We start from the raw sequence: 20,183 nt of genomic DNA on the forward strand, positions 1-20,183 counted from the left end.
CAACACCTGTGCCGAATCAATCGTGTAGCACTGCGTGATTAATAAAATAAGCGCGAGAATCCACGTATTTAGCGTATCGATTTAATAATTCTAGGCTTACATTTTAGCGAAATTCAGTACACTGTGCTGGAGGATCAAGCTTTGCGTTACAGCGACTCATGCGCCATTGAAGCTGTATCAAGCGATGGGTTTCTATAAAATCGCCATAGAAAAAATCATGATATTCGTACTTAGTGCCAGAAGTAACATTTTTCATTTGAACCAAGGCTGAAATATAGGATCTTGGTTTGCTTATTTCAAGATCGGGCATTGTTTGCAGATGACCTGATTTTTTAGCGAGCATGCTCAATGGTGTATCAAATGAGGCAAGCATAACGCTTTTTTGATACAGCAAGGTCAATGTTTGATTTGAAACTGCATCAATGCTTGTTTGATCAAGATAGAGAATTTTGATCGTCGTTTGACTTAACAACGCATCTAATGCTTCAGGTGATGAAACAATTGCAATGCTGGTAATTGATCGAGCAGCCTCAAATGGGGTTTCAGAAAAATAAATTGTATCGATTGGGGTTGTTGGCGTGGGCTGTGGCGATGGAGCAGCAGGCTGCGCCGTTTGACAGCCAACCAAACCGATCAATCCTAGGAGAAATCCTATGATCCAGCGTTGCATCTACGCACCTCCTCACGCATTCAGTTACCTTTGTATGCTAGCGCAGCAACAACTGATTGTAAAGAATCGCTAGGTAATTAAAGCAGCCAGCACGAATAATCGCTGGTTTGGGCGTAGAATAAGGCTTGGACTATCGATCAATGCGTGTAAAGCATTGCAATTCAGCCATTTACGAAGGAGTCGAACCGCATGAAACTTCAATGTGCAATTCTTGATGATTATCAGCAGGTCGCCTTAACGATGGCAGATTGGTCAGTTATCGCCGATCAGGTTGAGGTTCGGGTCTTTGCAGCATCTTTTAGCGATCAAGCAGCCTTGGTGCAGGCAATTGGCGATTGCGAGATTGTGGTGGTTATGCGTGAACGCACACCATTCAAAGCCGATTTGCTTGCTCAATTGCCAAAACTTAAGCTGCTAGTCACAACTGGCATGCGCAACGCCTCGATTGATTTGGCAGCAGCCAAAGCCCAAGGCATCATCGTTTGTGGCACAGCCACCTACCCTGAGCCACCAGTCGAACTAACCTGGGCGCTCATTTTGGGCTTGGCGCGCCAAATCGTGCCCGAAAACTTGGCGTTTCGCAATAATGGCCCGTGGCAACACACGATTGGCATGGATCTGGCTGGCCAAACGCTGGGCTTGTTGGGTTTGGGCAAACTTGGCAGCAAGGTAGCCCTCATAGCCCAAGCTTTTGGCATGAACGTACTGGCTTGGAGCCAAAATCTCAGTGCGCAACACTCACAAGCGCTTGGTGTACAACGCGCTGAATCAAAAGCACAGTTGCTCGCCAAAAGCGATATTGTTTCGATTCACCTTGTGCTGAGCGAGCGCACTCGTGGTTTAGTGGGCGCTGCTGAATTACAACAGATGCGCCGCACGGCCTATCTCATTAATACCTCACGCGGGCCAATTATCGATCAAGCAGCGTTAATCAGCGCCCTCGAACAAGGCTGGATCGCTGGCGCAGGCTTAGATGTTTTTGATCAAGAGCCATTGCCCGCCGATCATCCGTTGCGGCGCTTGCCCAATGTGCTGGCAACGCCTCATTTGGGCTATGTCACCCAGCGCAATTATCGGGCGTATTTTGGCGAGGCAGTTGCCGATATTCAGGCCTTTTTGGCTGGCACGCCGCTACGCCAAATCAATTGAATTTGATGATATTAATTTTCTCTATGGAGGTTTGATGATTGATTATTCTGCATTCGCAGCGCTTTCGCCAACAACTTTAGCCGATACACTTAGCCGCAACCAAATAATGGATCTTGGAATTCGCCCATTATGGCATGGTATGCCACGAGTTGCAGGGCCAGCATATACGGTTCAATGTAATGCTGGCGATAATCTTATGCTCCATGCAGCGATTTATCGAGCAGTGCCAGGCTCAATTATCGTTGTTGATGGCGTTGATGTTGAGTATGCTGTGGCTGGGGGAAATGTATGCGCAGTTGCCCAAGAGCGAGGCATCACAGCCTTCCTTATCGATGGCGTTATTCGTGATCTCGCTGAAATTCGCGAGCGCCAATTTCCAGTTTTTGCCCGTGGCGTAGTGCCAATTCCAGGCATCAAAGCGCTAGCCCATCCGCTCAACCAGCCAATCAATTGTGGTGGAGTACAGGTGCGAGCAGGAGATATTGTGGTTGCCGACGAAGAAGGCATTGTGGTTATTCCGCTTGAGCAAGCAGAAACAATCTTGCATAAGGCCCAAGCAAGCGCAGCCAAAGATGCGAGCGAAACCCTCGCAGCGTGGGAACAAGCGCATCGGGCCAAAATCGATGAACTTTTGCGCCAACAAGGCTTGCTTGATTAAAATCCTCATTAGTTAATCAATAACGAACAACACTTGCCCCTCGACCAGCTGTGGTTGAGGGGTTTTGCATCGCCAACGTTGCTGACGCAATTGGCTGTAACGGGCTTGTAACGTAGGCACTGTATGCTTGCTGCATCAGTTGATTTGAGGTGAATTCAATGCAAACATTTTTTCAGCAATTGCGCCAGCCCAAGCAAACCCTGGCCGAACAGCATAATCAGCCAGTTCAGCAATGGCCATATCGGGCGTGGTTGCAGCATGCTGGTTTAGCAGTTGGTGGCTCGCTGATCTATGGCGGCTCGCTTCAGCAAGCAGTGCCGCAATGGTCGCGGCGCGGCGCGGCAGGTTGGTTGACGCTCTCGGCGGGTGCTGGCTGGTTGGTGCTTGGCCCAGCGCTCGTATTCGCCAGCAGAGGCAAAATTAATAGCTGTATTCAGGCATGTTTGGTGAGCATGAGCTATGGCGAAACCATTCTATTAATTGCTGCTTTGCTCAATTATTTGCTCAAAACCCAAGCCTCTGCCCAACAACGCAATCTGCTGCTGGTATTAATCGCCAACATCACTATGGCCAGCACGTTGGCCGAGCAACTAAGTGTGATTAAAGTAGCGCGTTGGCAAACCTGGCTGCTGTGGATGCTGCTGCTGAACGGCACAGGCGCAATTTGTTTCTATCGTTTGCGTCATCTTTTAGCGAAATGAGGCTGCTCATGCCACTCCTGCATAACCCAATCACCATGCAAGGCCAAATCGACCAATGCTGGCTTTTGACCTATCGCATGCCAATCGAACAGTTTTCGCCAATCCTGCCAGCAGAATTAACCGCCACCGAATATCAAGGATACGGTTTTTGGAATATCGTAATATGCCATGTTGCGCATATGCGTCCGTGGTTTGCGCCGCAAGCAGTGGGCATTAACTATTGGCATGTGGCCTATCGAATTTATGTCAATCTGAAAACATCATTTGGTATACAACAAGGCCTCTATTTTGTGCGCAGCGATTGTGATAATAGGCTGTTGGCGTGGGCGGGCAATCTCGTAACCAATTTTAATTTTCATCATACGCCAATTGTTGTTAACCGTTCTGTAGAGCAGACACGTATTTCAATTAAAAGCACTACGGCACATGCCGACATTGTGATTGATAACCAACAGCCAGCCCAACTTGCCAGCGATTCAGTTTTCGAAAGCCTTGAACAAGCAGCCAAGCAGCTTAAATATCCGGCGCGGGGTATTGCTTTGAGCAAACCAGGCGAAGCCAATATTGTGAGCATTGAACGAGATGAAGCTGCATGGCAACACAGCTTACGCCATGTGCAACAGGCCGAATTTCAATTGCTCAAGCAATATCCGGTGCAACCAGAAATTTGCTATGAAATTCAGCCAATTGATTATCGATGGTTGCGTGGCTATCGCCGCAAGGTGCTGATGGCTGAGCAATGAGGTGCGCAATGCGAATTTTTTTGACGGGAGCAAGTGGCTTTATTGGCCGCCATGTAGCAGCTGAATTAAGCAACGCAGGCCATCAATTAACTTGTTTGGTGCGCCGAGCACCACCAATTCGAGCCGATCCAGCGATTAACTATCTGGTGGCTGAGTGGCTTAAGCCTGAACAGTGGCTCGATCAGGTGGCTGGCCACGAGATTGTGATCAATTGTGTGGGAATTTTGCGTGAAACTCACCAAGCCAGCTTTCAAGCGGTGCAGACTGATGTACCAATTGCCTTATTTCAAGCAGCCGCCCAGCACAAGCTGCAAAAAATCATTCAAATTAGCGCCTTGGGAGCGGATATTACAGCAGCGCAAGCCTTTGTGCACAGCAAAGCGTTGGCTGATCAGGCCTTGAGCCAACAAGCAATTCCGTGGGTTGTGTTGCGGCCAAGTTTTGTCTATGGTGCAGGCAGCTATTCCATGCGGCTTTTTCAACGCTTGGCCAAGCTGCCAATTACGCCAATCTTAGGTGATGGCGCGTATCAGGTACAACCAATTCATATTAGCGACCTTGTCCGAGCAATTAAATTGTGCGTTGAACAGCAAGCAATTGCCAACTGTACGATTGAGGCTGGCGGCGAGCGCATGAGTTTTTATGAACTGCTCGAACGCTTAGCAGCGAGCCAAAATCGGCACTTACGCCCATGGTTTGTGCCTAATTGGCTGAGCCAACTGCTTGCCAACCTTGGCACAGCAACAAATTTGGGGCCAATTAATCGGTCTGAATTAAGCCTCTTGCTGCAAGGCAACATTGCTGATTTAAGCGCCTTTCGGCATTATTTTGGCTTTGAACCACGCCCATTTCAGCCAAATCGCTAAAACCAAAAGCCCATGGTCTAGCTAGTCCCATGGGCTTTTGATCTGATATTAAGTTAGGGATTTCAGGATCACTTGAACATTTCCACACACCAAGCGGTCATCCGACCACTTATTCCGTCAAGGCGAAAGAAGAACTATTGAACAGCTTTGTAGATATTGATCCGGCCACAAGTCCAGCGTGAGCCAGTCCCGCTGATTTGGTCGGAGCTTGAGCAGATTTTGCTCTTGATTTGGCTATTGCTCAAGCCTTGTGATGACAACAAGCCTGCCAAACCAGCAACGTGCGGGGTAGCCATTGAGGTACCGCTGATCGTGTTGTAGCCGCTGCCAATCCAGGTTGAGTAGATGCTCGAACCAGGGGCAGCAACTTCGACCCACGTACCATAATTTGAGAACGATGAACGAGCATCGGTCGACGTGGTTGAAGCAACCGCGAAACAGTTGGTGTAGGCAGCTGGATAGGCGCTGGCTGTGCTTGAGGTGTTGCTGTTACCAGCGGCACACGCCAAGAATACACCTTTGCCCCAAGCGAAGTTGACAGCATTTTGCAATGCGGTCGAACCGCCGCCACCAAGGCTCAAGTTGATGACCTTCGCGCCATTGTTGGCAGCGTAGGTGATGCCGTTGGCCACACCGGCCAAGGTACCGCTACCGCTGTTGTTCAACACGCGAACGCCCATCACACGGCAGTTGGGGCAAGTGCCTGCGCCGCCGGTGCTATTGTTGGTTTCAGCAGCAATCGTCCCAGAGACGTGCGTGCCGTGGCCATTACCATCAGTTGGCGTTGAGTCATTATCAACGTAGTCATAGCCAGCGACCACTTTGGCATCCAAATCAGGGTGATTGCTTTGAATCCCAGTGTCAACGACCGCAACAACAACACTGCTGCTACCACGGGTAATATCCCAACCAGTGTATGCTTGCGTTACACCCCAAGCCCATTGTGAGCTACGACCTGGGTCGTTTGGTGTGTAGGTTGAAGCATAGATAAAGTTGGGTTCGGCATATTCGATGGAGTCATTTTTGAGCAAGCTTTCAACCAGCGCCGTGCGCGAAGCCAAGCTATCGTTGCTCTTCAGGCTGGCAAATTCGACAACTTCTGCATCGAGAGCTTCGATGCGATCGATTTGCACAGCACCTAAGGCATTCAACATATTGGTGCGATTGGCTTTGGTGGTTGTATTCTTGAACTTGATGACGAATTGACCAGGAACAGCAGGGGCATTGAGGTCGAGACCAACGGCATCGCCAATGTCGACGGGTTTTTCTACATCACGTGACTGTGCGAACGATGAATTTGAGCCAGCAAACGCACTAACCGCCAAGATCAACATGCTCGAAACAAACAGACGCTTCAAAGTTGCCTCCTCAACATGTGGGTTATTTAACCAAAATTGTGCAGTACCAAACCAACAGCGGCTGTACCTACACCTATTGCACATCGTTGTCATGAAGGATCGGTGAGGCCGATGATCCTGATGTTGCGTCCTCCTTACGCAGTCAGCAAACTACCCTAACAGTACGATCAAGCTCCATATCAGTGGATTAGGTATATCTTAAATGATCTTAACGAATTTGTCAAAAAATTTTAATAACTCTTATGCAGATATGTTAAAAAGCGCTTAAACGGGTTTAAGCATACTCCTAGAGCAGGTTGGGTTAAAATCTACTACCAACTATCGTAGAAATAGGCTAGTTAACTTGTTCGTAAATTATGACGAATTTAATCAAGATTGATCAGCTAAACCAATTTTTTCGTCTGAGGCTACTTTCGCATGCTCCATAGGCAGAAGGATGATCCAATGGAAAAGCCACTTAATAATGCACATGGTCTGGTAAACTCCGTCGGATATTCCCGCCGTGATTTTTTACGTTTAGGCGGGCTGGCAACACTTGGCCTTTTAGCAAGCTGTGGCAGCACCCAAGCCACCCCTGTGAGCACCGCCACGCCAACCAAGCCCAAAATTGGCTTGGTGATGAAGTCGCTCAGCAATGAGTTTTTTCAACAAATGCAGGCTGGCGCTGAAGAATATGCGCGCCAAAATGCAAACAGCTTCGATTTCATGGCCACCGGCATTAACGACGAGCGCGATTTTGCGACCCAAATTGCTTCGCTTGAGCGCCTAATTACCGAAAAATATGATGTGATTGTGCTTGCTCCCGCCGATTCGGTGGCTTTGGTCGCACCCGTTGCCAAAGCAATCAAAGCAGGCATTGTCGTGATTAATATCGATGTTGCACTCGATGAGGCGACCAAAAAAGCCGCCGGCATTGATCTTGCCTTCTTTGGCCCCGATAACCGCGCTGGCTCCAAAATGTCGGGCGACGTTTTAGCCAAAGCCTTGGGCGTTGGCGGCAAGGTCGCGATTCTCGAAGGCAATCCCGAGGCCGATAACGCGGTGCAACGCCGCTTGGGCTTCGATGATGCAATTGCCGATGGCAGCTTGAAGCTTGTCGTAGCCGAAAGCGGCCACTGGGAAACCAGCGAAGGTCAAAGCATCACCGCCGCGTGGCTCAAAAAATATCCCGATCTGCAAGGCATTATGGCGGCCAACGATTCGATGGCCTTTGGCGCTGTCCAAGCGCTCGAAGCCGCCGGAATGATCGATAAGGTTAAAGTCGTTGGCTTCGATAACATTCCAGCTGTGCAACCGTTGATCAAAGATGGTAAAATGCTAGCAACGGTGGAACAATATGGTGCGCAAATGGCTGCAATCGGCATGGATTATGGCTACCGCACGCTCAAGGGTGAGAAATTCAGCGGCTGGATTCGCACCGAGCTGAAATTGATCACCAAAGATAATATCTAGCAAACTTAATCGATTCAAACCTAGTTAAGTACTCAGAATGCACAGAAGCATAACCTTCTGTGCATTCTTCTGGTTGAAAAACGAAATTACTGGATAAGGCAATTTTAGTTGGATACCGTAGCACTATGCGTCTTAAGGCTTTACTGGCCCTGCTTTTCCGCATCAAACACGCCGATGCCAATATTCGGCGACGTGGCAAAGCAATCGTCGGCATCACCTTTTTCTTGGTTTGCTGTATTGTTTTAATTGGCCTATTTAGCATTTTTGCTGCTGGTTGGCGCGAAACCGCAGCGCTAATTAGCCCATTTGGCATTTTGGGCTTGGCAGCAATTGGGCTAGCGCGGCGAGGAAATGCCAATAGCGGCGCAGGCTTGCTGATTGCAGTGACCTTAATTGCCTTGGTAGCCGCGCCAGTTTTGGCCAATCGGGTTGCATTTACGCCATTTTTCTTTTTACTACCGATTTTGATTGGCTTTGTGACGCTCTCGCCGCGTGGTTTGTTGGTTGCCAGCGCAGCCAGTTTGGCAGCACTCGCATTATTAGCATTATTAACCAGAGATATTCCCCAAACATTGCCCCAAAATAGCGATGTATATGGCTTAGCCAGTACATTGTTGCTGATTATCATTGGGCTGGGCTACGTTGGCTCACGTACTACTCACCAAGCCATTTACGCCATGAATCTTGCTCAACAGCGCAGCCGCGAATTGACTTCGACGCTGCAAACCGAGCGCGATCAACTGAGCGAGCGCGTGGCTGAAAGCACCCAAGAATTACGCCAAAACTTGGCAAATTCGCAACATTTAATCGAGCAACAAGCCCAATTATTAACGGAAAACGATCAACAACGCTCAACCATTCGGGCCTTGAGTTTGCCCATTTTGCCTTTGCACCAACAAATGTTGCTGGTTCCGCTGATTGGCACGTTTGATCAGGAGCGTTTGCAGGATATTCAGCAACAACTTTTAGATGCAGTCGGCAGCTATCGCGCCAAAATCTTGTTGTTGGATTTAACGGGCGTGGCGGTGCTTGATTATGCTGGGGCAGCGATGTTGCAGCGAATTGTGCAGGCCAGCAGCTTGCTTGGTGCGGTCGTGGCCTTCATTGGGGTTCGGCCTGAGGCGGCACAAGCCTTGGTTAGTATGGGCAATGAACTTGATAACGTAGCAGTTTTCCGCGATCTGCAAGCAGCGATTCAGCAGCATAGTCGGCTACTATTTAATCGCTAAGCTTTATTAATCGATGTAGCGATCGATAATTGCGCGCTTCGTAAATAAAATATATGCCGGTAGTCGTTGGGTTTCGATATACTGATTGATGGCATGCATCACCTGTTCACGAGGCAGCAACTCTGGCATATATTTTTCGCCATGGTCTGCTTTAAATGAATACTCGATCATCAGCTCAGGATGAGCAACTTGTGGATCATAATGGCTATCAAACTGCGTTCTACAATTCACAACGTGGCGATCATCGGCAATAAAAATCCCAAAATAAAAACAGCTTAGGGCATGACCAATAATAAACCCGATATAACTATCATCCTCGAATTCAAGTTCAACATAGAATGGATAATTTTTTTGCCTAGCTTGTAACTCAAGTGCTTGGAGTTGAGCTTGAAATTCCTGTTGATTATTGGGATAAAAGCAATCACCATGGGCTTCGCCATATTCCCATTCAATCTTTTTTAAAAAATAGCTCATGCATGGTGCTCCTCAGCAACCACAATGCCCAAACGACCCAGCAAGGCCCGATAATCGCCAGCGCGATAGCGAATTGGCGGCTTGCTAGGGCGATGCGAATCCGAGCCAGCGCTCGTCAATAGGCTTCGTTGCGCGGCAAAAGCACGATACATGGCAATTTGATCCGGCGTATGCAATGGATAATCCACCTCAAGCCCATCTAAGGGCACTTCGGCCCACAGTTGTTCAAGCAGCGGTTGATCAAAACACACAAAGCCATCATCCCGACCTGGATGCGCTAAGATACACAGCGCACCACTTTGTTGAGCGGCTACAACCACCGTTGCAATTGGCGTGGTGGCAAAATCGCAGCCAGCAGCCTGCATCAATTGTGAAAACTGGGCTGGGGCTAAATCTGGGTTTTGCTGTTTGACCAAGGCCGCGAAGGCATGCGGCTGGCTGGCCGAGGGTTGGCGCAAAATCGCATCAATGTGCGGTTGCACTGCTGCGGCTAAAAAGCCTGCATCACAACAATACGCATAGGCCTTGGTGATGATCGTCTGTTGGCGTTGATGCAGCTCCGCAGCCAGTGCTGTGAGCGGATTTGGCTCGAGCGTAAAGCCAAAACACAACACATCAACCATTTGCTCGCGCCAAACGCAGCTCATTTCAGCAGCAACCAGCAGCGGCATGGCTTCAGCCAAGGCCAACGCTTGCAGCGATTGAGCAAGCTCAGGCCGATCGTGGTCGGTGATGGCGGCCAAGCCAAAGCCTTCGCGCTTGAGATAGCCAATTAACTCGGCTGCTTCCCATTGGCCATCGCTGGCGGTGGTATGCAATTGCAAATCGATTGCAGCATCGGCGGCCAAAACGAGGTTGATGGTTGAAAGGATAGGCATTATTGGCCAATCTCCAGTTGCAGCACAACCTCATCGCCTTCGTTGAGCTGCTCGGCCAGGCGAATTGGTTTTTTAATTGGCACAAGATACAGCCCATCTTTGGGAATCAACGAGGTGCTCCAACGAGTTTTGCCAATTTGAACTTGGGCTGGAATTACGCCCCAACCGTAAGTCACCAAGCCAGCAATTGCTTTGATCGTGCGGCTCTCTTCTGCGGGCACGGTCACAAAATACCATGGTGCAGGCCCTTTCCAAAACCAAATTGGCCCAGTCAGCTCAATAATCATGGCAAACTCCTGCTCGATTTAATGGTAAGAACCCATGCAACAACCTGCATGGGTTCTTGAATCCGCTTAATCCTATTACGAACGGCTGAGTTGCGCAACTGCGCTGCGCAAGTCGGCGGCGGTCTGGACTGCGCTCAAATCGACTGATAGCGCCGTCAAGCTTTGGGCAACTTCGGGGCCGACCCCGACCAAGGTAACCGTCGCGCCCAACAACCGCAAGCCATGAATCATGCGCACTAAAGCTTGGGCCGCAGATTCGTCCATCATTGGCACGCCAGTAATATCGATCAGGACTTTCTTGGCCCGCTCATGTTCAACCCGCGATAAGATAATCGTGGTTGCTTGCTGCATGCGTTCGCCATCCAAGCTGCCAATCAAGGGCATGACCAACACGCCTTTGAGAATTGGAATGACTGGCGAGGCGACATCGCGCAGCAATTGGGATAATTGCTGGCGCTCGGCCAATGAGTGTTCGAGGTTAGCCACAACTTCATTGAGGCGTTGCATGGCTGCTTCGCGGGCAGCTTCCTTGGCCTCGGTTTCTTGGCGGGCAACCTGCAACGCAGCGGTCATGCTATTAAACGAATTGGCCAATTGACCAAGTTCGTTGCTACTTTCAACCTCAATCGGCTGCAAATCGCCATCAGCAACGCGGTTGGTTGCGCCGATTAGACTGGTCAATGGCTTGACGAATTGGCGACGCAGAATCATCGCCATGCCAAAGCCAAACAGAACCAGTGCAATCAAAGCAAGCCCAATATTCAGCGCAAGGCTTTGGTTGGTAATCGTAGCAATTTGGTTGGCAGTTTCTTGGGTGCGCTCAGTAATTTCATCCAATGGCGAAGCCAAGCCCAAGGCCCACGGAATGCCACTAATTGCGGCATAGGCCACCACATAGCCGCGACCATCCATAAAGATCGTCGTCACGCCATCGCGACCAGCTTGTAAATCGCTAATCATCGAAGAACTAGCGTTATTCGATTGATTGGTCAAAATTTGCTGCACAACGCCGCCTTGGCCAGCCTCGGTTACAGCAACAACCTCGCCCTTTTGGGTAATCAAAAAGGCAAAACTCGATTCATCAAGAATCAAGCCCTTGAGATAGAATGCCAAGCGATCGAGGCTGACATCGACGCTGACCGTGCCTAAAAATTCAGCATTATCGTAGACTGGCGCGGCAACCGAAATCAAGGGCTGCGATTGATCGATCGACTGGTGAACTTCTGTCCAAGCCAAAGCGCGGCTGGGATTATTGGCTGGGAGGCTGGCGACATAGGCTAGTTCTTGGCTTGGTTGCCAATCGGCAGGTGGATCGTTGGGAGTCATGTTGGGGTAGGTACGCAGCGTATTGGCGGTTAAATACGAGATCCGCACAATTTCGGGAACGCTAATTTGCAAGCTTGGCAACACATCTTCGAGCCGTTGGCTATAGCCAATATCGGCCAGCGCTTGGGCCTGATCAGGGTTAGCAATCACCAATACTGTCGTTGCGCCGCTGGCATATTGGCGACCATTACGAGCCACACTTAGCTCTGGCAAACGTGGGTTTTGGGTTGTTGGTTGTTGCAAATAGGTGCGAGTGGTAACTGCCAACTGTTGCACAGCCCGAACCGTTTGGGCGGTGCTTGCAGAGTGGCTTTTGGCAATCCGCAGGAGATATTGTTCAGCTTGGGCTTGCAGCGCGGCGGTACTATCGTTAGTGGCTTGGTTGCGCACAGCCACCAAGCCACGGGTATTAATCGCTAAATTAAGCAACGCCAACAGAGATGTTCCCAATAAGAGAATAACAATAACCTGCCTGCGTAAACTATGGAGCATCGTCCATCCTCCACCTACAACAACCTATTGCGACACGCGCAGCGTAATTTTGAACGTCTCTGGTGGGATTGAGGTCGTTGGGTCAAACGTTGTGAGTGATGTTGTATCGATCACAAAGCTTTTTGGGCCAACGTGGGCCATATAATCTTTGCCTTCCAAAATGCGCACCGTTTGGTCGAGCGCAATCCGGGCAATCGTGACTGGTGGTGCAACCGCCGCAGCTTGGATACCGCCGCTTTGCAATTCTGCATAGACTTCAGGGCTGATGTAATACGCCATCAGCTTGATTGTATCTTGCAGCTTGCGTTCGCGCAAAATTTCGGCAGCAGTTACAGTTGTTTGGCCAGTACCTACAATATAATCGATCTCTGGATGCGCGATCAAGACCTCTTCGATTAATTTTGCCTGTTCTTCTTTGCCAGTATCGCCATATTTGGTTTCGACAAGGTTAATTGCGCCATTGGTAATAGTAGCTTTGAATTTTTCGTCGGCTGCTTTCGACCAACCAGCCTTCTCTGGGCCAGGGAACCAAGCAACATCAACTGGCTCGCTGCCTTTGGGATGTTTTTGCACCAGATATTTGGCAATTTCTTGGCCGCCCTCGCCTGGCACTGAAAGCGATTTGGCAGTAACAGCCTTCGACGAAATATCGTTCATAAAGGCAATTACTGGAATCTTTTGGCCTTGCAGCTCAACAATTAAATCGTTAAGCCCATCGAGCGAGATTGAGCCAATCACCACAGCTTTGGCTCCATTGGCCACACATTGGCGAATTTGAGTGATTTGGGTGGGCAAATTGCCATAGCCGCCAGCTTCAACAATTTCGACATTCACGCCCAAGCGTTCGGCCTCGGAGACAATGCCATAATTAACCGCCAGCCAATAGCTATCTTTGATGTGCGGAATCGAAACACAAATCGTTTCAGCTTTATCAGCCAGCACCAGCGGCACATAATCGGTCGTCGTCCGAGGGCTAGCAAAATCAAACGGCGGATTCCAGACTTCAACCTGATAGCTAGCACTGGTACTGGTTTGGCTCAATGCGGCGGTTGCGCCCGGAGTATTGGTTGGTTGGGTGGTTGGCTGGGCCGTACCACAAGCGGCTAAGCTACAGGCCAATAAGCTGCCAAGAAGCCAGAATGAGCGTTTGGTTGCAAGCTGCATAGGAGCATCTCCTTAGTCCCTGAAACCCGAGCGCAACGATTGAAGAATGCGGTGGGCCTTGTGAGAAGCGGGATTCCATGAAAGAAGGTATGCCGAGCATGATGCATCGGCATACCTTCTCAACCAATTTAGTTGATTTCAACAATCAATTCAATTTCGGTGGCCATATTGAACGGTAAGGCAACTTTACCGCCTGATGAACGGGCGTGTTTGCCTGCTTCAGGGCCGAAAATTGTTACCAAGAAGTCTGAGCAGCCATCGACAGTTTTGCCAAGTGCGCCAACAACTGGGCCTGAGGTAACGTCATCATAGGTTGGAACAACGTTGACCGTGCCAGTTACCATTACAATGTGGTCAACTCGGTCGAGGTCGCCAATTGTCGATTTGAGGAAGCGCAAGCCACGCACACAGCTCAACATTGCAGCTTCTTGAGCGGTTGCTAACGAGAGAGTTGGCAACTCGCCTTTGAGGAATCCACCGCTACCAGTCAAGATTTCTGGGCCAGCCGATGAGATGAAAACAATTTCGCCAGCTTGTGAAGCATTCACATAATTGGCAGTTGGTGGAGCCAAGTCTGGCAATGAAGCAACACCATAGCGGGCTTCAACATAGGCTTCGACCTTTTCGAACACACAATCAACGCCTGGGCGGCGGCAACGGTTGCGTTCGGCGCTGTCAAGCGATTGGCCTTCCGAGGCGAGGGTAATTGAACTAAATGTGCCAGCTACCAACAATACGAGCAGGAGTTTTAGGGAAAAACGTTTCATGAATGGACTCCTCGTCACAAACTAGTGCCATGAACGCTTGATCGCAGGATCAACGGTCATTCCATCTATACGGCAAATGGTTCAGTGGATAATCAGAGTCTACCCGAGGCCCAGTCAAAGTCAATCCGGCCAATAGTCCTATCCAAAAATAACCTCTAATGGGATTGCTCAGCCCATACGCAACTAGGCTATCCTAGGCGTACCGTTTAGCATAAAAGTCATTAAATTCACACCAAACGAGGGGCCAGCAGTGAACTATATTGCGAGAGAAGAGGTAAAGTAGGTCAGCACAGGTTAATCTTGAGGAAAAAACAATGCCGATTTGGATTCATTTTGAGTTTATGTGGGTTCCTTCGGAGTTCGGTGGGAACAAAGGTACGCCTTATCCTAATATGCGCACAGAAATTGGGTGGCAACGTCATCTTGGTGAACTCCAAGAATTCACCATAGATATTCAATGGGTTCAATTTGATTACGATGAAACGACCCGTCAAGGGTATGCGAAATGTAGCTTTGGATCGCATCATCAATTACCAGAAGAAAGACTCAAACCTGATCAGTTTATTATCATATTAAATGGGCCGAGGATCTTGGCAATCGGCAGAATCGTTGAGGAACGTAGTTTATGATAAGGCCCCTCCCACGAAGGACATTGATAGCGTAGCATTCAGCTTTAAATTTGGGTAAATAAGATGGAATCAAAGCCTAGCAGAATCAACATAATTCAGGCTCGCTATATTCTTGGACGAATCCCCAATAGCGAGTTACCGAAACTAGCGACACAATTACTAATCGACGGATATAGTAGCCTAGCGTTACAAATTTTGGCGGGATTGCAAGCGTATGAAATTGACTTGCAGGCGAATACATTGTGGGATCAGGTTAACACCGACTTGGCATTCAGGCCTATAACAAGCTGTGATGCAGCGCGCATTTATGCAACAGATGTGCTCCAACAGGTCATATTGGGAACAATCGATCCCTTTATAGCCGCCGAAGATTTATGGGATGTATCAATAGAGGTAAGAAATAATAAAACTTCGAACAACCAAGGCCGTTCACAATCAGAATTTCATGATCTTGATCCGTTTATTTATTGTGCCAGCGAGGCCCGTTCACGACCTGAGGATCGAGAATTTTTTCGCCAAGCAATTCTTAGCGAAGCGCAGGATTGGTTAGATCAGCAAGATTATCGCTAATTATTGAGTAAGACTCTGAGGAACAGACAATGCCGATTTGGGTTCATTTTGAGTTTTTGTGGATTCCACACCGTTTTGGTGGGCATATCCGTCCACCTTTTGAGAATATGATGACACTCATGGGTTGGCAAGAGTATGGAGATAGCCCCAATGGGGAAGCACGCACAATTCGGTGGGTCGAATTTGACTATGACGAAACAACCAGAGAAGGCTATGCACGCTGTCAGTTTCTGACCGATACCCCGTTACCTGATGGTTGGCTTAAACCAGGGTTATTGCTTGAACTAGTATTCGGTGGCAATCGGATTATAGCAATCGGCAGAATCGTTGAGAACCGTATCCCAGAAATTAAGCCTGAATAGTGATCAAATTACAACATTCGACCAGCTTTCATTGTTTAATCGCTTGGTTTCGCAGGATGGAAGCATTCATTGTGAGGAGTAACTATGCCAATTTGGATTCATTTTGAGTTTGTGTGGATGCCGCCCAATTTCGGACATCCAATTCCACCCTACGAAAATATGATGACTCAAATTCGTTGGCAACATTACATGGGTTATCCAGAGAACGAGATTCGAACGCTCAAATGGGAATACTTCAACTATGATCTACTAACCAACCAAGGCTATGCGAAATGTCGATTTATTTCTGATGGGCCATTACCTGAAGGCTGGCTTAAACCTGGTTTATTTATTGAATTAACATCTGGAGGGGATCGAGTTATGGCAATCGGTAAAATTGTTGAGGAACGTAGCCCAGAAATTAAGCCTGAATAGTGATCAAATTACAACATTCGACCAGCTTTCATTGTTTAATCGCGTTGGCCTCAGATTTAACGAACAATGAACCGCACCAGCTAAATCCGAGTATCATAGATCGTCAATTGAGCACGGAAGGAACCAGAATGAGCGCGCAATTTATGCCGATTTCTGTGATTTTGCCGGAAGAAGGCACAACCCTGATTGGCGATATTCGCTGCAAAGTCTCGAGCGCCGCCACCAACAACCAATGCACGGTCTTGGAGGTTACGTTGCAGGCTGGTCAAGGCGCAGTGCTGCACCAACACGAGGTCGAAATGGAGATTTTGCTCGTGCAGGCGGGACGCTGCACGGTTGGCGACGAGCGCAATCAATGGCTGCTTGAGGTTGGCGGCATCGCCCATTTTCCCCAAAACACGCGCCACTTTTTTCGCAATGATCACCCCGAAACCTGTGTGCTGTTGATCACCGCAATTCCAGGTGGGCTTGACCGCTTTTTCGAGGCCTTGGCGGCCCAAGCAGAAAATGCAGCCCAAGACTGAGCCAAATTAAGTTTGCCCAGCGTATACTGCCAATCTAAGCGGTTTAATCTGGAGCTGATTATGCCAACCACAATTCCAGCACTGCCCTGCATCGATCTCGATCAGACCATCGATTTTTGGCGTAACCTTGGTTTTACGGTCAGCTATACCCAACGCAAGCCCAGCCTCTACGCCGTCATCAATGCCGACGATTATTGCTTACACTTCTTTGGCTTGAAACACCTGCCGCCCACCGAAAACTATAGCACTTGTCTGATTATCGTTACCGAAGTTGAGCAATTGCACCAACAATTTGCCACGCGCTTGAAGGCTATTTTAGGCAAAGTGCCAGCCCAAGGCTTTCCGCGTATCTCGCGCATGAAGCCGGGTCAAAGTCGTTTCACGCTCACCGATAACGCTGGCAATTCGATTATTTTTATTAAACAAGGCGATGAGGATGAAGCCGCCTCCCAAGCCTACCGAAACCCCGACCAATCGCCGTTGCAACGCGCCCTCGCCGTAGCGACCCGCCTGCGCGATTTCAAAAATGATGATCAGGCTGCCGCCAAAACCCTCGACAATGCCCTGGCCCGCTATTCCGATGCACCAGCCTTGGAGTATGCGCAAGTGCTGCTAGCACGGCGCGAATTGGCCCAAGCACTTGAGCAAAACGAGCAGTTTGAACACTTGAGCAGTCAACTCGCCAGCTTGGCGCTCAACCCTGAACAACGCCAGCAACTAGGCTTATAGCACCCTAAAATAAACCAAACTCCCCTCGCCACAGCTTCCATTAAACGCGGACGGGGGGAGTAACATTATGATCAGCAGCGCAACTGCGGTTAAAGCCAACCTAAAGCGCGGATAATCGCAAAAGCAACGCCCGCAACAATCAGAATCTTCCAACCATGGCCGATCAAGCGGGCAGTCCATGGCACATGATAGCCAAATTGCGCGAGCCGTTCCCTCAGCTGGCGCGGTGTTGGTTCGGTCAGCGTACTTTCATCAGGGAAGATCAAGGTTGGAACACTTTCATTGCCATTGTTGATCTGCTGCACAAGCGCCGCCGCCGCTGGATCGTTATGAATATTAATATAGACATATGGAACCCCAGCTCGATTGAGCATACCGCGCACAGGTGGAACAGCAGGGCAACGCGCATGGCCATACATGCGAATGGGATTTGGTGGATTCGCTTCCATAACACTCCTTGTGAACATTCAAATAGCCACAAACCATGATAAACCCATTGCGCAGATGCTAGATTAATCTAAGGCTCAGGCTGCTTGGAATTTCAAGCGGCTTAATGGAGAATTTGATGAATTTTTATTGCTACGCCCATAGTGCGTTACGCAAGCCCATCCGTGATCTGGCAATTAACCCGCGCTATCCACGCATGGCCGTCTGTTATGATGATGGAACCATCCAAGAGATGGCAATTCCGAGCTTGGCGCGCACCGCCCAGCATCGCAGCCGCCGCACTGGGATTGCTTTTGGACTAACGTGGAGCAGCGATGGCACAACGATTTATAGTACGAATGAGTACGGTCATCGGGCATTGCATTGGATCAACGGCTTAACCCAGCCGCCTCAAGTTCTATTCGAAGGCCCAATCCATGATGATGATCAAGCAGCAATGGAAGCTTGGGATGGCTTCTACCCAACATTAATTCAAAGTGATCGGCTTGGTAAAGAGCTTGCTTGTGACAGTTTTGGCGATATTAAGCGTTGGAATGCCAACGATTTAACCACAATTCGACTGCTAAACGTTCATAATGGCCACAGTTTAGGCTTTGCCTTTCATCCAATCCAATCGATTTTGGCTAGTTGTGGCATTGATCGCACAATTGGCATTTGGGATGAACTTGATGTCGCAACTATCTGGCCTACAAATCAGTTTGCTTGGATGAGTGATATTGCTTGGAGTAGCGATGGCGCAAGTTTATTATGTACAGGCTCTGAACCACATTATGGGATTCACCATTCGTCACTTGTTCAGCGCTGGAATCCATGGAATCAGCGGTTAGAGGCAGAGTATCGCATGCCCTATGCTACAAGCCAAAAAATCGCCGTCCATCCAAGCCAACCGTTGGTGGCAATCGGCCATCTCGACCATACTATTAGCCTCTGGCACAGCGATTCATGGCAAGCTTATGCCACACTGAAAAGCCACTATGTACATATCGATGAACTCAGTTGGTCACATGATGGTCAATGGTTAATCTCAGTTGGCTCTAAGCCTGAACACTATTATTACGGCATCGAAGTATGGGCAGCTCATACATAGCGCTTTCAATCGCATGCCTCAAGTTGCTCAGCGTTAAAACAGCGGGCCAGAATATTACGCGTCGCTTGGATAAAATGGCGCTCGGCAGAATCAACCGGATGCACCACGCAGCTGGTAATATCGCAGTGTAATCCTGTAATTAACCAACCTGATGCTTGGTGCTCTGCCAAAATGGCCAATAATCTGCACTGCCCAATCCAATTCTGCAAAAGCCAAAAACTTGCCATCACGCGGGGCCAAATCGCGCAAGCTAAGCAGGCGATTGGGTTGGGGAATCAGGCGCATGCCTACGATTGCAAACCGCTCAGTATTGGGAATTTGGCGCACATAGCGCTCATATTCCAGCAAGGTATGTTTTAAACGCCAGCTTGGTTGGGCAGGCGTGGTTGCCAAAAGCACTCGTTGATAGGGCACACAGCGCGGCATCAGCATGGTTCACCTCGGATTAGGGTTGAGCTTGCTGGCGCATGGCATAGACATAGCCAACCAAGCCGCCAATGAGACTGGCCCCAACCACCAAACCAATTGCGCTGCCGCCATGCACCACCAGCAACAACAGCAAACAAACCCCAGCAATCCCACCAAATACCTTAATTCGTAAGTCATCAGACCATGGCCGAATCAAGCTTGGCAGAAAGCGCACAGCCGCCAACGCGCCTACAACCATCGCTATAAAGCCAACAATAGCCAGCTTGATAACTGCTCCAACCACAGTCGTCGCAACAATCGCGCCAACTCCGCCAACCAAAGCCAAATCGAGCATTGGCTTGTATTGTGGGGCGAGAGTAGCCCGAATTTGATCTTCAAAATCTTCGCCAGTGGCTTGGCTTTGATCGTATTTTTCGAGCAATTCTTCGGCCCAGCGCAATTCGGCTTGCGCCGCAGCATATTCTTCAGGATTGGTGCTGGCGTAGGCGGTTTCGGATAACGCTTGATAGGCCGATTCTGCCGCCGCCATCGGATTGCTCAAAATTTGCTGGGCGGTTAATTGAATCACCTGCCAATCGGCCCAAGTTGTTTGGGCGCTGCTCGAAGCTTGGCAAATAATCCCAATTTTTTGGGCAGGATACGCAAAATCAAAACGAAAACTATTGCCAGCAATTTCAACTGTATGATTTTCGTACAAATACACTGCCGGATGCGCCGCATGCCAAGCTACCGCAAATAAATCATTGATCGCATTGCCGCTTGATTGTTGGCGTTGGCG

At 49.1% G+C, this 20,183-nt stretch carries 24 protein-coding genes; 14 read left to right on the forward strand and 10 right to left on the reverse strand.

Going from position 1 to position 20,183, the window contains the following annotated elements; translation table 11 throughout:
- Positions 1-103: 103 nt before the first annotated feature.
- Positions 104-670 (reverse strand): hypothetical protein, encoded by a 567-nt coding sequence (locus tag JOD20_RS10460; protein ID WP_204755221.1) that lies wholly within the window; start codon positions 668-670, stop codon positions 104-106.
- A 189-nt stretch (positions 671-859) separates the two neighbouring features.
- On the opposite strand from JOD20_RS10460, the gene JOD20_RS10465 reads away from it, so the two are divergent.
- From JOD20_RS10465 to JOD20_RS10485, 5 genes are all read left to right on the forward strand, one after another.
- Positions 860-1,819: a D-2-hydroxyacid dehydrogenase family protein gene (locus JOD20_RS10465; protein WP_204755222.1), complete on the forward strand. Its 960-nt coding sequence runs from the start codon at positions 860-862 to the stop codon at positions 1,817-1,819.
- Between the two features lie 34 nt (positions 1,820-1,853).
- A complete protein-coding gene (locus tag JOD20_RS10470) occupies positions 1,854-2,477 on the forward strand; it encodes an RraA family protein (RefSeq protein WP_204755223.1) in 624 nt (207 codons plus the stop codon).
- A gap of 158 nt (positions 2,478-2,635) precedes the next feature.
- Positions 2,636-3,178 (forward strand): hypothetical protein, encoded by a 543-nt coding sequence (locus JOD20_RS10475; RefSeq protein WP_204755224.1) that lies wholly within the window; start codon positions 2,636-2,638, stop codon positions 3,176-3,178.
- Positions 3,179-3,186: 8 nt separating this feature from the next.
- Positions 3,187-3,921 (forward strand): DUF2071 domain-containing protein, encoded by a 735-nt coding sequence (locus JOD20_RS10480; protein ID WP_204755225.1) that lies wholly within the window; start codon positions 3,187-3,189, stop codon positions 3,919-3,921.
- An 8-nt stretch (positions 3,922-3,929) separates the two neighbouring features.
- Positions 3,930-4,787: an NAD(P)H-binding protein gene (locus JOD20_RS10485; RefSeq protein ID WP_204755226.1), complete on the forward strand. Its 858-nt coding sequence runs from the start codon at positions 3,930-3,932 to the stop codon at positions 4,785-4,787.
- Positions 4,788-4,921: 134 nt separating this feature from the next.
- On the opposite strand, the gene JOD20_RS10490 is transcribed toward JOD20_RS10485, so the two are convergent.
- On the reverse strand, positions 4,922-6,145 hold the full coding sequence (locus JOD20_RS10490; RefSeq protein ID WP_239583812.1) for a S8 family peptidase: 1,224 nt from the start codon (positions 6,143-6,145) through the stop codon (positions 4,922-4,924).
- A 444-nt stretch (positions 6,146-6,589) separates the two neighbouring features.
- Between JOD20_RS10490 and JOD20_RS10495 the strand changes: the two genes are divergently transcribed.
- On the forward strand, positions 6,590-7,597 hold the full coding sequence (locus tag JOD20_RS10495) for a sugar ABC transporter substrate-binding protein (RefSeq protein WP_204755227.1): 1,008 nt from the start codon (positions 6,590-6,592) through the stop codon (positions 7,595-7,597).
- 125 nt (positions 7,598-7,722) lie between these two features.
- Entirely contained in the window at positions 7,723-8,826 is a 1,104-nt protein-coding gene (locus tag JOD20_RS10500) for an STAS domain-containing protein (RefSeq protein ID WP_204755228.1), read from the forward strand.
- Between the two features lie 6 nt (positions 8,827-8,832).
- Here JOD20_RS10500 and JOD20_RS10505 read toward each other — a convergent pair whose 3' ends face one another.
- The 6 genes from JOD20_RS10505 to JOD20_RS10530 form a co-directional block, all read right to left on the reverse strand.
- The gene (locus tag JOD20_RS10505; protein ID WP_204755229.1) at positions 8,833-9,300 is read right to left on the reverse strand and encodes a hypothetical protein; all 468 of its coding nucleotides are present in this window, start codon (positions 9,298-9,300) and stop codon (positions 8,833-8,835) included.
- On the reverse strand, positions 9,297-10,178 hold the full coding sequence (locus JOD20_RS10510; protein WP_204755230.1) for a PHP domain-containing protein: 882 nt from the start codon (positions 10,176-10,178) through the stop codon (positions 9,297-9,299). Before JOD20_RS10510 ends, JOD20_RS10505 begins: the two co-directional genes overlap by 4 nt.
- A complete protein-coding gene (locus JOD20_RS10515) occupies positions 10,178-10,465 on the reverse strand; it encodes a DUF1905 domain-containing protein (protein WP_204755231.1) in 288 nt (95 codons plus the stop codon). Before JOD20_RS10515 ends, JOD20_RS10510 begins: the two co-directional genes overlap by 1 nt.
- A 75-nt stretch (positions 10,466-10,540) precedes the next feature.
- Positions 10,541-12,283: an STAS domain-containing protein gene (locus tag JOD20_RS10520; RefSeq protein WP_204755232.1), complete on the reverse strand. Its 1,743-nt coding sequence runs from the start codon at positions 12,281-12,283 to the stop codon at positions 10,541-10,543.
- Positions 12,284-12,307: 24 nt separating this feature from the next.
- Positions 12,308-13,447: a TMAO reductase system periplasmic protein TorT gene (torT, locus tag JOD20_RS10525; protein WP_204755233.1), complete on the reverse strand. Its 1,140-nt coding sequence runs from the start codon at positions 13,445-13,447 to the stop codon at positions 12,308-12,310.
- 128 nt (positions 13,448-13,575) lie between these two features.
- Complete coding sequence (locus JOD20_RS10530; RefSeq protein ID WP_054535982.1) at positions 13,576-14,214, reverse strand: RidA family protein; 639 nt, start codon at positions 14,212-14,214, stop codon at positions 13,576-13,578.
- A gap of 314 nt (positions 14,215-14,528) precedes the next feature.
- Between JOD20_RS10530 and JOD20_RS10535 the strand changes: the two genes are divergently transcribed.
- From JOD20_RS10535 to JOD20_RS10560, 6 genes are all read left to right on the forward strand, one after another.
- Positions 14,529-14,843 (forward strand): hypothetical protein, encoded by a 315-nt coding sequence (locus JOD20_RS10535; RefSeq protein WP_204755234.1) that lies wholly within the window; start codon positions 14,529-14,531, stop codon positions 14,841-14,843.
- 63 nt (positions 14,844-14,906) lie between these two features.
- The gene (locus JOD20_RS10540; protein WP_204755235.1) at positions 14,907-15,413 is read left to right on the forward strand and encodes a hypothetical protein; all 507 of its coding nucleotides are present in this window, start codon (positions 14,907-14,909) and stop codon (positions 15,411-15,413) included.
- Positions 15,414-15,442: 29 nt separating this feature from the next.
- On the forward strand, positions 15,443-15,775 hold the full coding sequence (locus JOD20_RS10545) for a hypothetical protein (RefSeq protein ID WP_204755236.1): 333 nt from the start codon (positions 15,443-15,445) through the stop codon (positions 15,773-15,775).
- An 84-nt stretch (positions 15,776-15,859) separates the two neighbouring features.
- Entirely contained in the window at positions 15,860-16,189 is a 330-nt protein-coding gene (locus tag JOD20_RS10550; protein ID WP_204755237.1) for a hypothetical protein, read from the forward strand.
- A gap of 128 nt (positions 16,190-16,317) precedes the next feature.
- A complete protein-coding gene (locus JOD20_RS10555) occupies positions 16,318-16,713 on the forward strand; it encodes a cupin domain-containing protein (RefSeq protein ID WP_204755238.1) in 396 nt (131 codons plus the stop codon).
- A gap of 60 nt (positions 16,714-16,773) precedes the next feature.
- On the forward strand, positions 16,774-17,442 hold the full coding sequence (locus JOD20_RS10560; protein WP_204755239.1) for a VOC family protein: 669 nt from the start codon (positions 16,774-16,776) through the stop codon (positions 17,440-17,442).
- An 89-nt stretch (positions 17,443-17,531) separates the two neighbouring features.
- Here the strand turns inward: JOD20_RS10560 and JOD20_RS10565 are convergent, their stop codons facing one another.
- The gene (locus tag JOD20_RS10565; protein WP_204755240.1) at positions 17,532-17,891 is read right to left on the reverse strand and encodes a glutaredoxin domain-containing protein; all 360 of its coding nucleotides are present in this window, start codon (positions 17,889-17,891) and stop codon (positions 17,532-17,534) included.
- A gap of 116 nt (positions 17,892-18,007) precedes the next feature.
- Here JOD20_RS10565 and JOD20_RS10570 point away from each other — a divergent pair, with 116 nt between their 5' ends.
- A complete protein-coding gene (locus JOD20_RS10570; RefSeq protein ID WP_204755241.1) occupies positions 18,008-18,976 on the forward strand; it encodes a WD40 repeat domain-containing protein in 969 nt (322 codons plus the stop codon).
- 90 nt (positions 18,977-19,066) lie between these two features.
- Here JOD20_RS10570 and JOD20_RS10575 read toward each other — a convergent pair whose 3' ends face one another.
- On the reverse strand, positions 19,067-19,408 hold the full coding sequence (locus tag JOD20_RS10575; RefSeq protein ID WP_204755242.1) for a hypothetical protein: 342 nt from the start codon (positions 19,406-19,408) through the stop codon (positions 19,067-19,069).
- Between the last annotated feature and the right edge of the window lie 775 nt (positions 19,409-20,183).

Origin of the sequence: Herpetosiphon giganteus (assembly GCF_016907925.1) — a bacterium.
Classification (GTDB): Bacteria; Chloroflexota; Chloroflexia; order Chloroflexales; family Herpetosiphonaceae; genus Herpetosiphon; species Herpetosiphon giganteus.

Coding starts and splice junctions, on each gene's coding strand:
- JOD20_RS10460 (WP_204755221.1), bottom strand. CDS start 670: ATGCAACGCTGGATCATAGGATTTCTCCTAGGATTGATCGGTTTGGTT.
- JOD20_RS10465 (WP_204755222.1), top strand. CDS start 860: ATGAAACTTCAATGTGCAATTCTTGATGATTATCAGCAGGTCGCCTTA.
- JOD20_RS10470 (WP_204755223.1), top strand. CDS start 1,854: ATGATTGATTATTCTGCATTCGCAGCGCTTTCGCCAACAACTTTAGCC.
- JOD20_RS10475 (WP_204755224.1), top strand. CDS start 2,636: ATGCAAACATTTTTTCAGCAATTGCGCCAGCCCAAGCAAACCCTGGCC.
- JOD20_RS10480 (WP_204755225.1), top strand. CDS start 3,187: ATGCCACTCCTGCATAACCCAATCACCATGCAAGGCCAAATCGACCAA.
- JOD20_RS10485 (WP_204755226.1), top strand. CDS start 3,930: ATGCGAATTTTTTTGACGGGAGCAAGTGGCTTTATTGGCCGCCATGTA.
- JOD20_RS10495 (WP_204755227.1), top strand. CDS start 6,590: ATGGAAAAGCCACTTAATAATGCACATGGTCTGGTAAACTCCGTCGGA.
- JOD20_RS10500 (WP_204755228.1), top strand. CDS start 7,723: ATGCGTCTTAAGGCTTTACTGGCCCTGCTTTTCCGCATCAAACACGCC.
- JOD20_RS10505 (WP_204755229.1), bottom strand. CDS start 9,300: ATGAGCTATTTTTTAAAAAAGATTGAATGGGAATATGGCGAAGCCCAT.
- JOD20_RS10510 (WP_204755230.1), bottom strand. CDS start 10,178: ATGCCTATCCTTTCAACCATCAACCTCGTTTTGGCCGCCGATGCTGCA.
- JOD20_RS10515 (WP_204755231.1), bottom strand. CDS start 10,465: ATGATTATTGAGCTGACTGGGCCAATTTGGTTTTGGAAAGGGCCTGCA.
- JOD20_RS10520 (WP_204755232.1), bottom strand. CDS start 12,283: ATGCTCCATAGTTTACGCAGGCAGGTTATTGTTATTCTCTTATTGGGA.
- torT (WP_204755233.1), bottom strand. CDS start 13,447: ATGCAGCTTGCAACCAAACGCTCATTCTGGCTTCTTGGCAGCTTATTG.
- JOD20_RS10530 (WP_054535982.1), bottom strand. CDS start 14,214: ATGAAACGTTTTTCCCTAAAACTCCTGCTCGTATTGTTGGTAGCTGGC.
- JOD20_RS10535 (WP_204755234.1), top strand. CDS start 14,529: ATGCCGATTTGGATTCATTTTGAGTTTATGTGGGTTCCTTCGGAGTTC.
- JOD20_RS10540 (WP_204755235.1), top strand. CDS start 14,907: ATGGAATCAAAGCCTAGCAGAATCAACATAATTCAGGCTCGCTATATT.
- JOD20_RS10545 (WP_204755236.1), top strand. CDS start 15,443: ATGCCGATTTGGGTTCATTTTGAGTTTTTGTGGATTCCACACCGTTTT.
- JOD20_RS10550 (WP_204755237.1), top strand. CDS start 15,860: ATGCCAATTTGGATTCATTTTGAGTTTGTGTGGATGCCGCCCAATTTC.
- JOD20_RS10555 (WP_204755238.1), top strand. CDS start 16,318: ATGAGCGCGCAATTTATGCCGATTTCTGTGATTTTGCCGGAAGAAGGC.
- JOD20_RS10560 (WP_204755239.1), top strand. CDS start 16,774: ATGCCAACCACAATTCCAGCACTGCCCTGCATCGATCTCGATCAGACC.
- JOD20_RS10565 (WP_204755240.1), bottom strand. CDS start 17,891: ATGGAAGCGAATCCACCAAATCCCATTCGCATGTATGGCCATGCGCGT.
- JOD20_RS10570 (WP_204755241.1), top strand. CDS start 18,008: ATGAATTTTTATTGCTACGCCCATAGTGCGTTACGCAAGCCCATCCGT.
- JOD20_RS10575 (WP_204755242.1), bottom strand. CDS start 19,408: ATGCTGATGCCGCGCTGTGTGCCCTATCAACGAGTGCTTTTGGCAACC.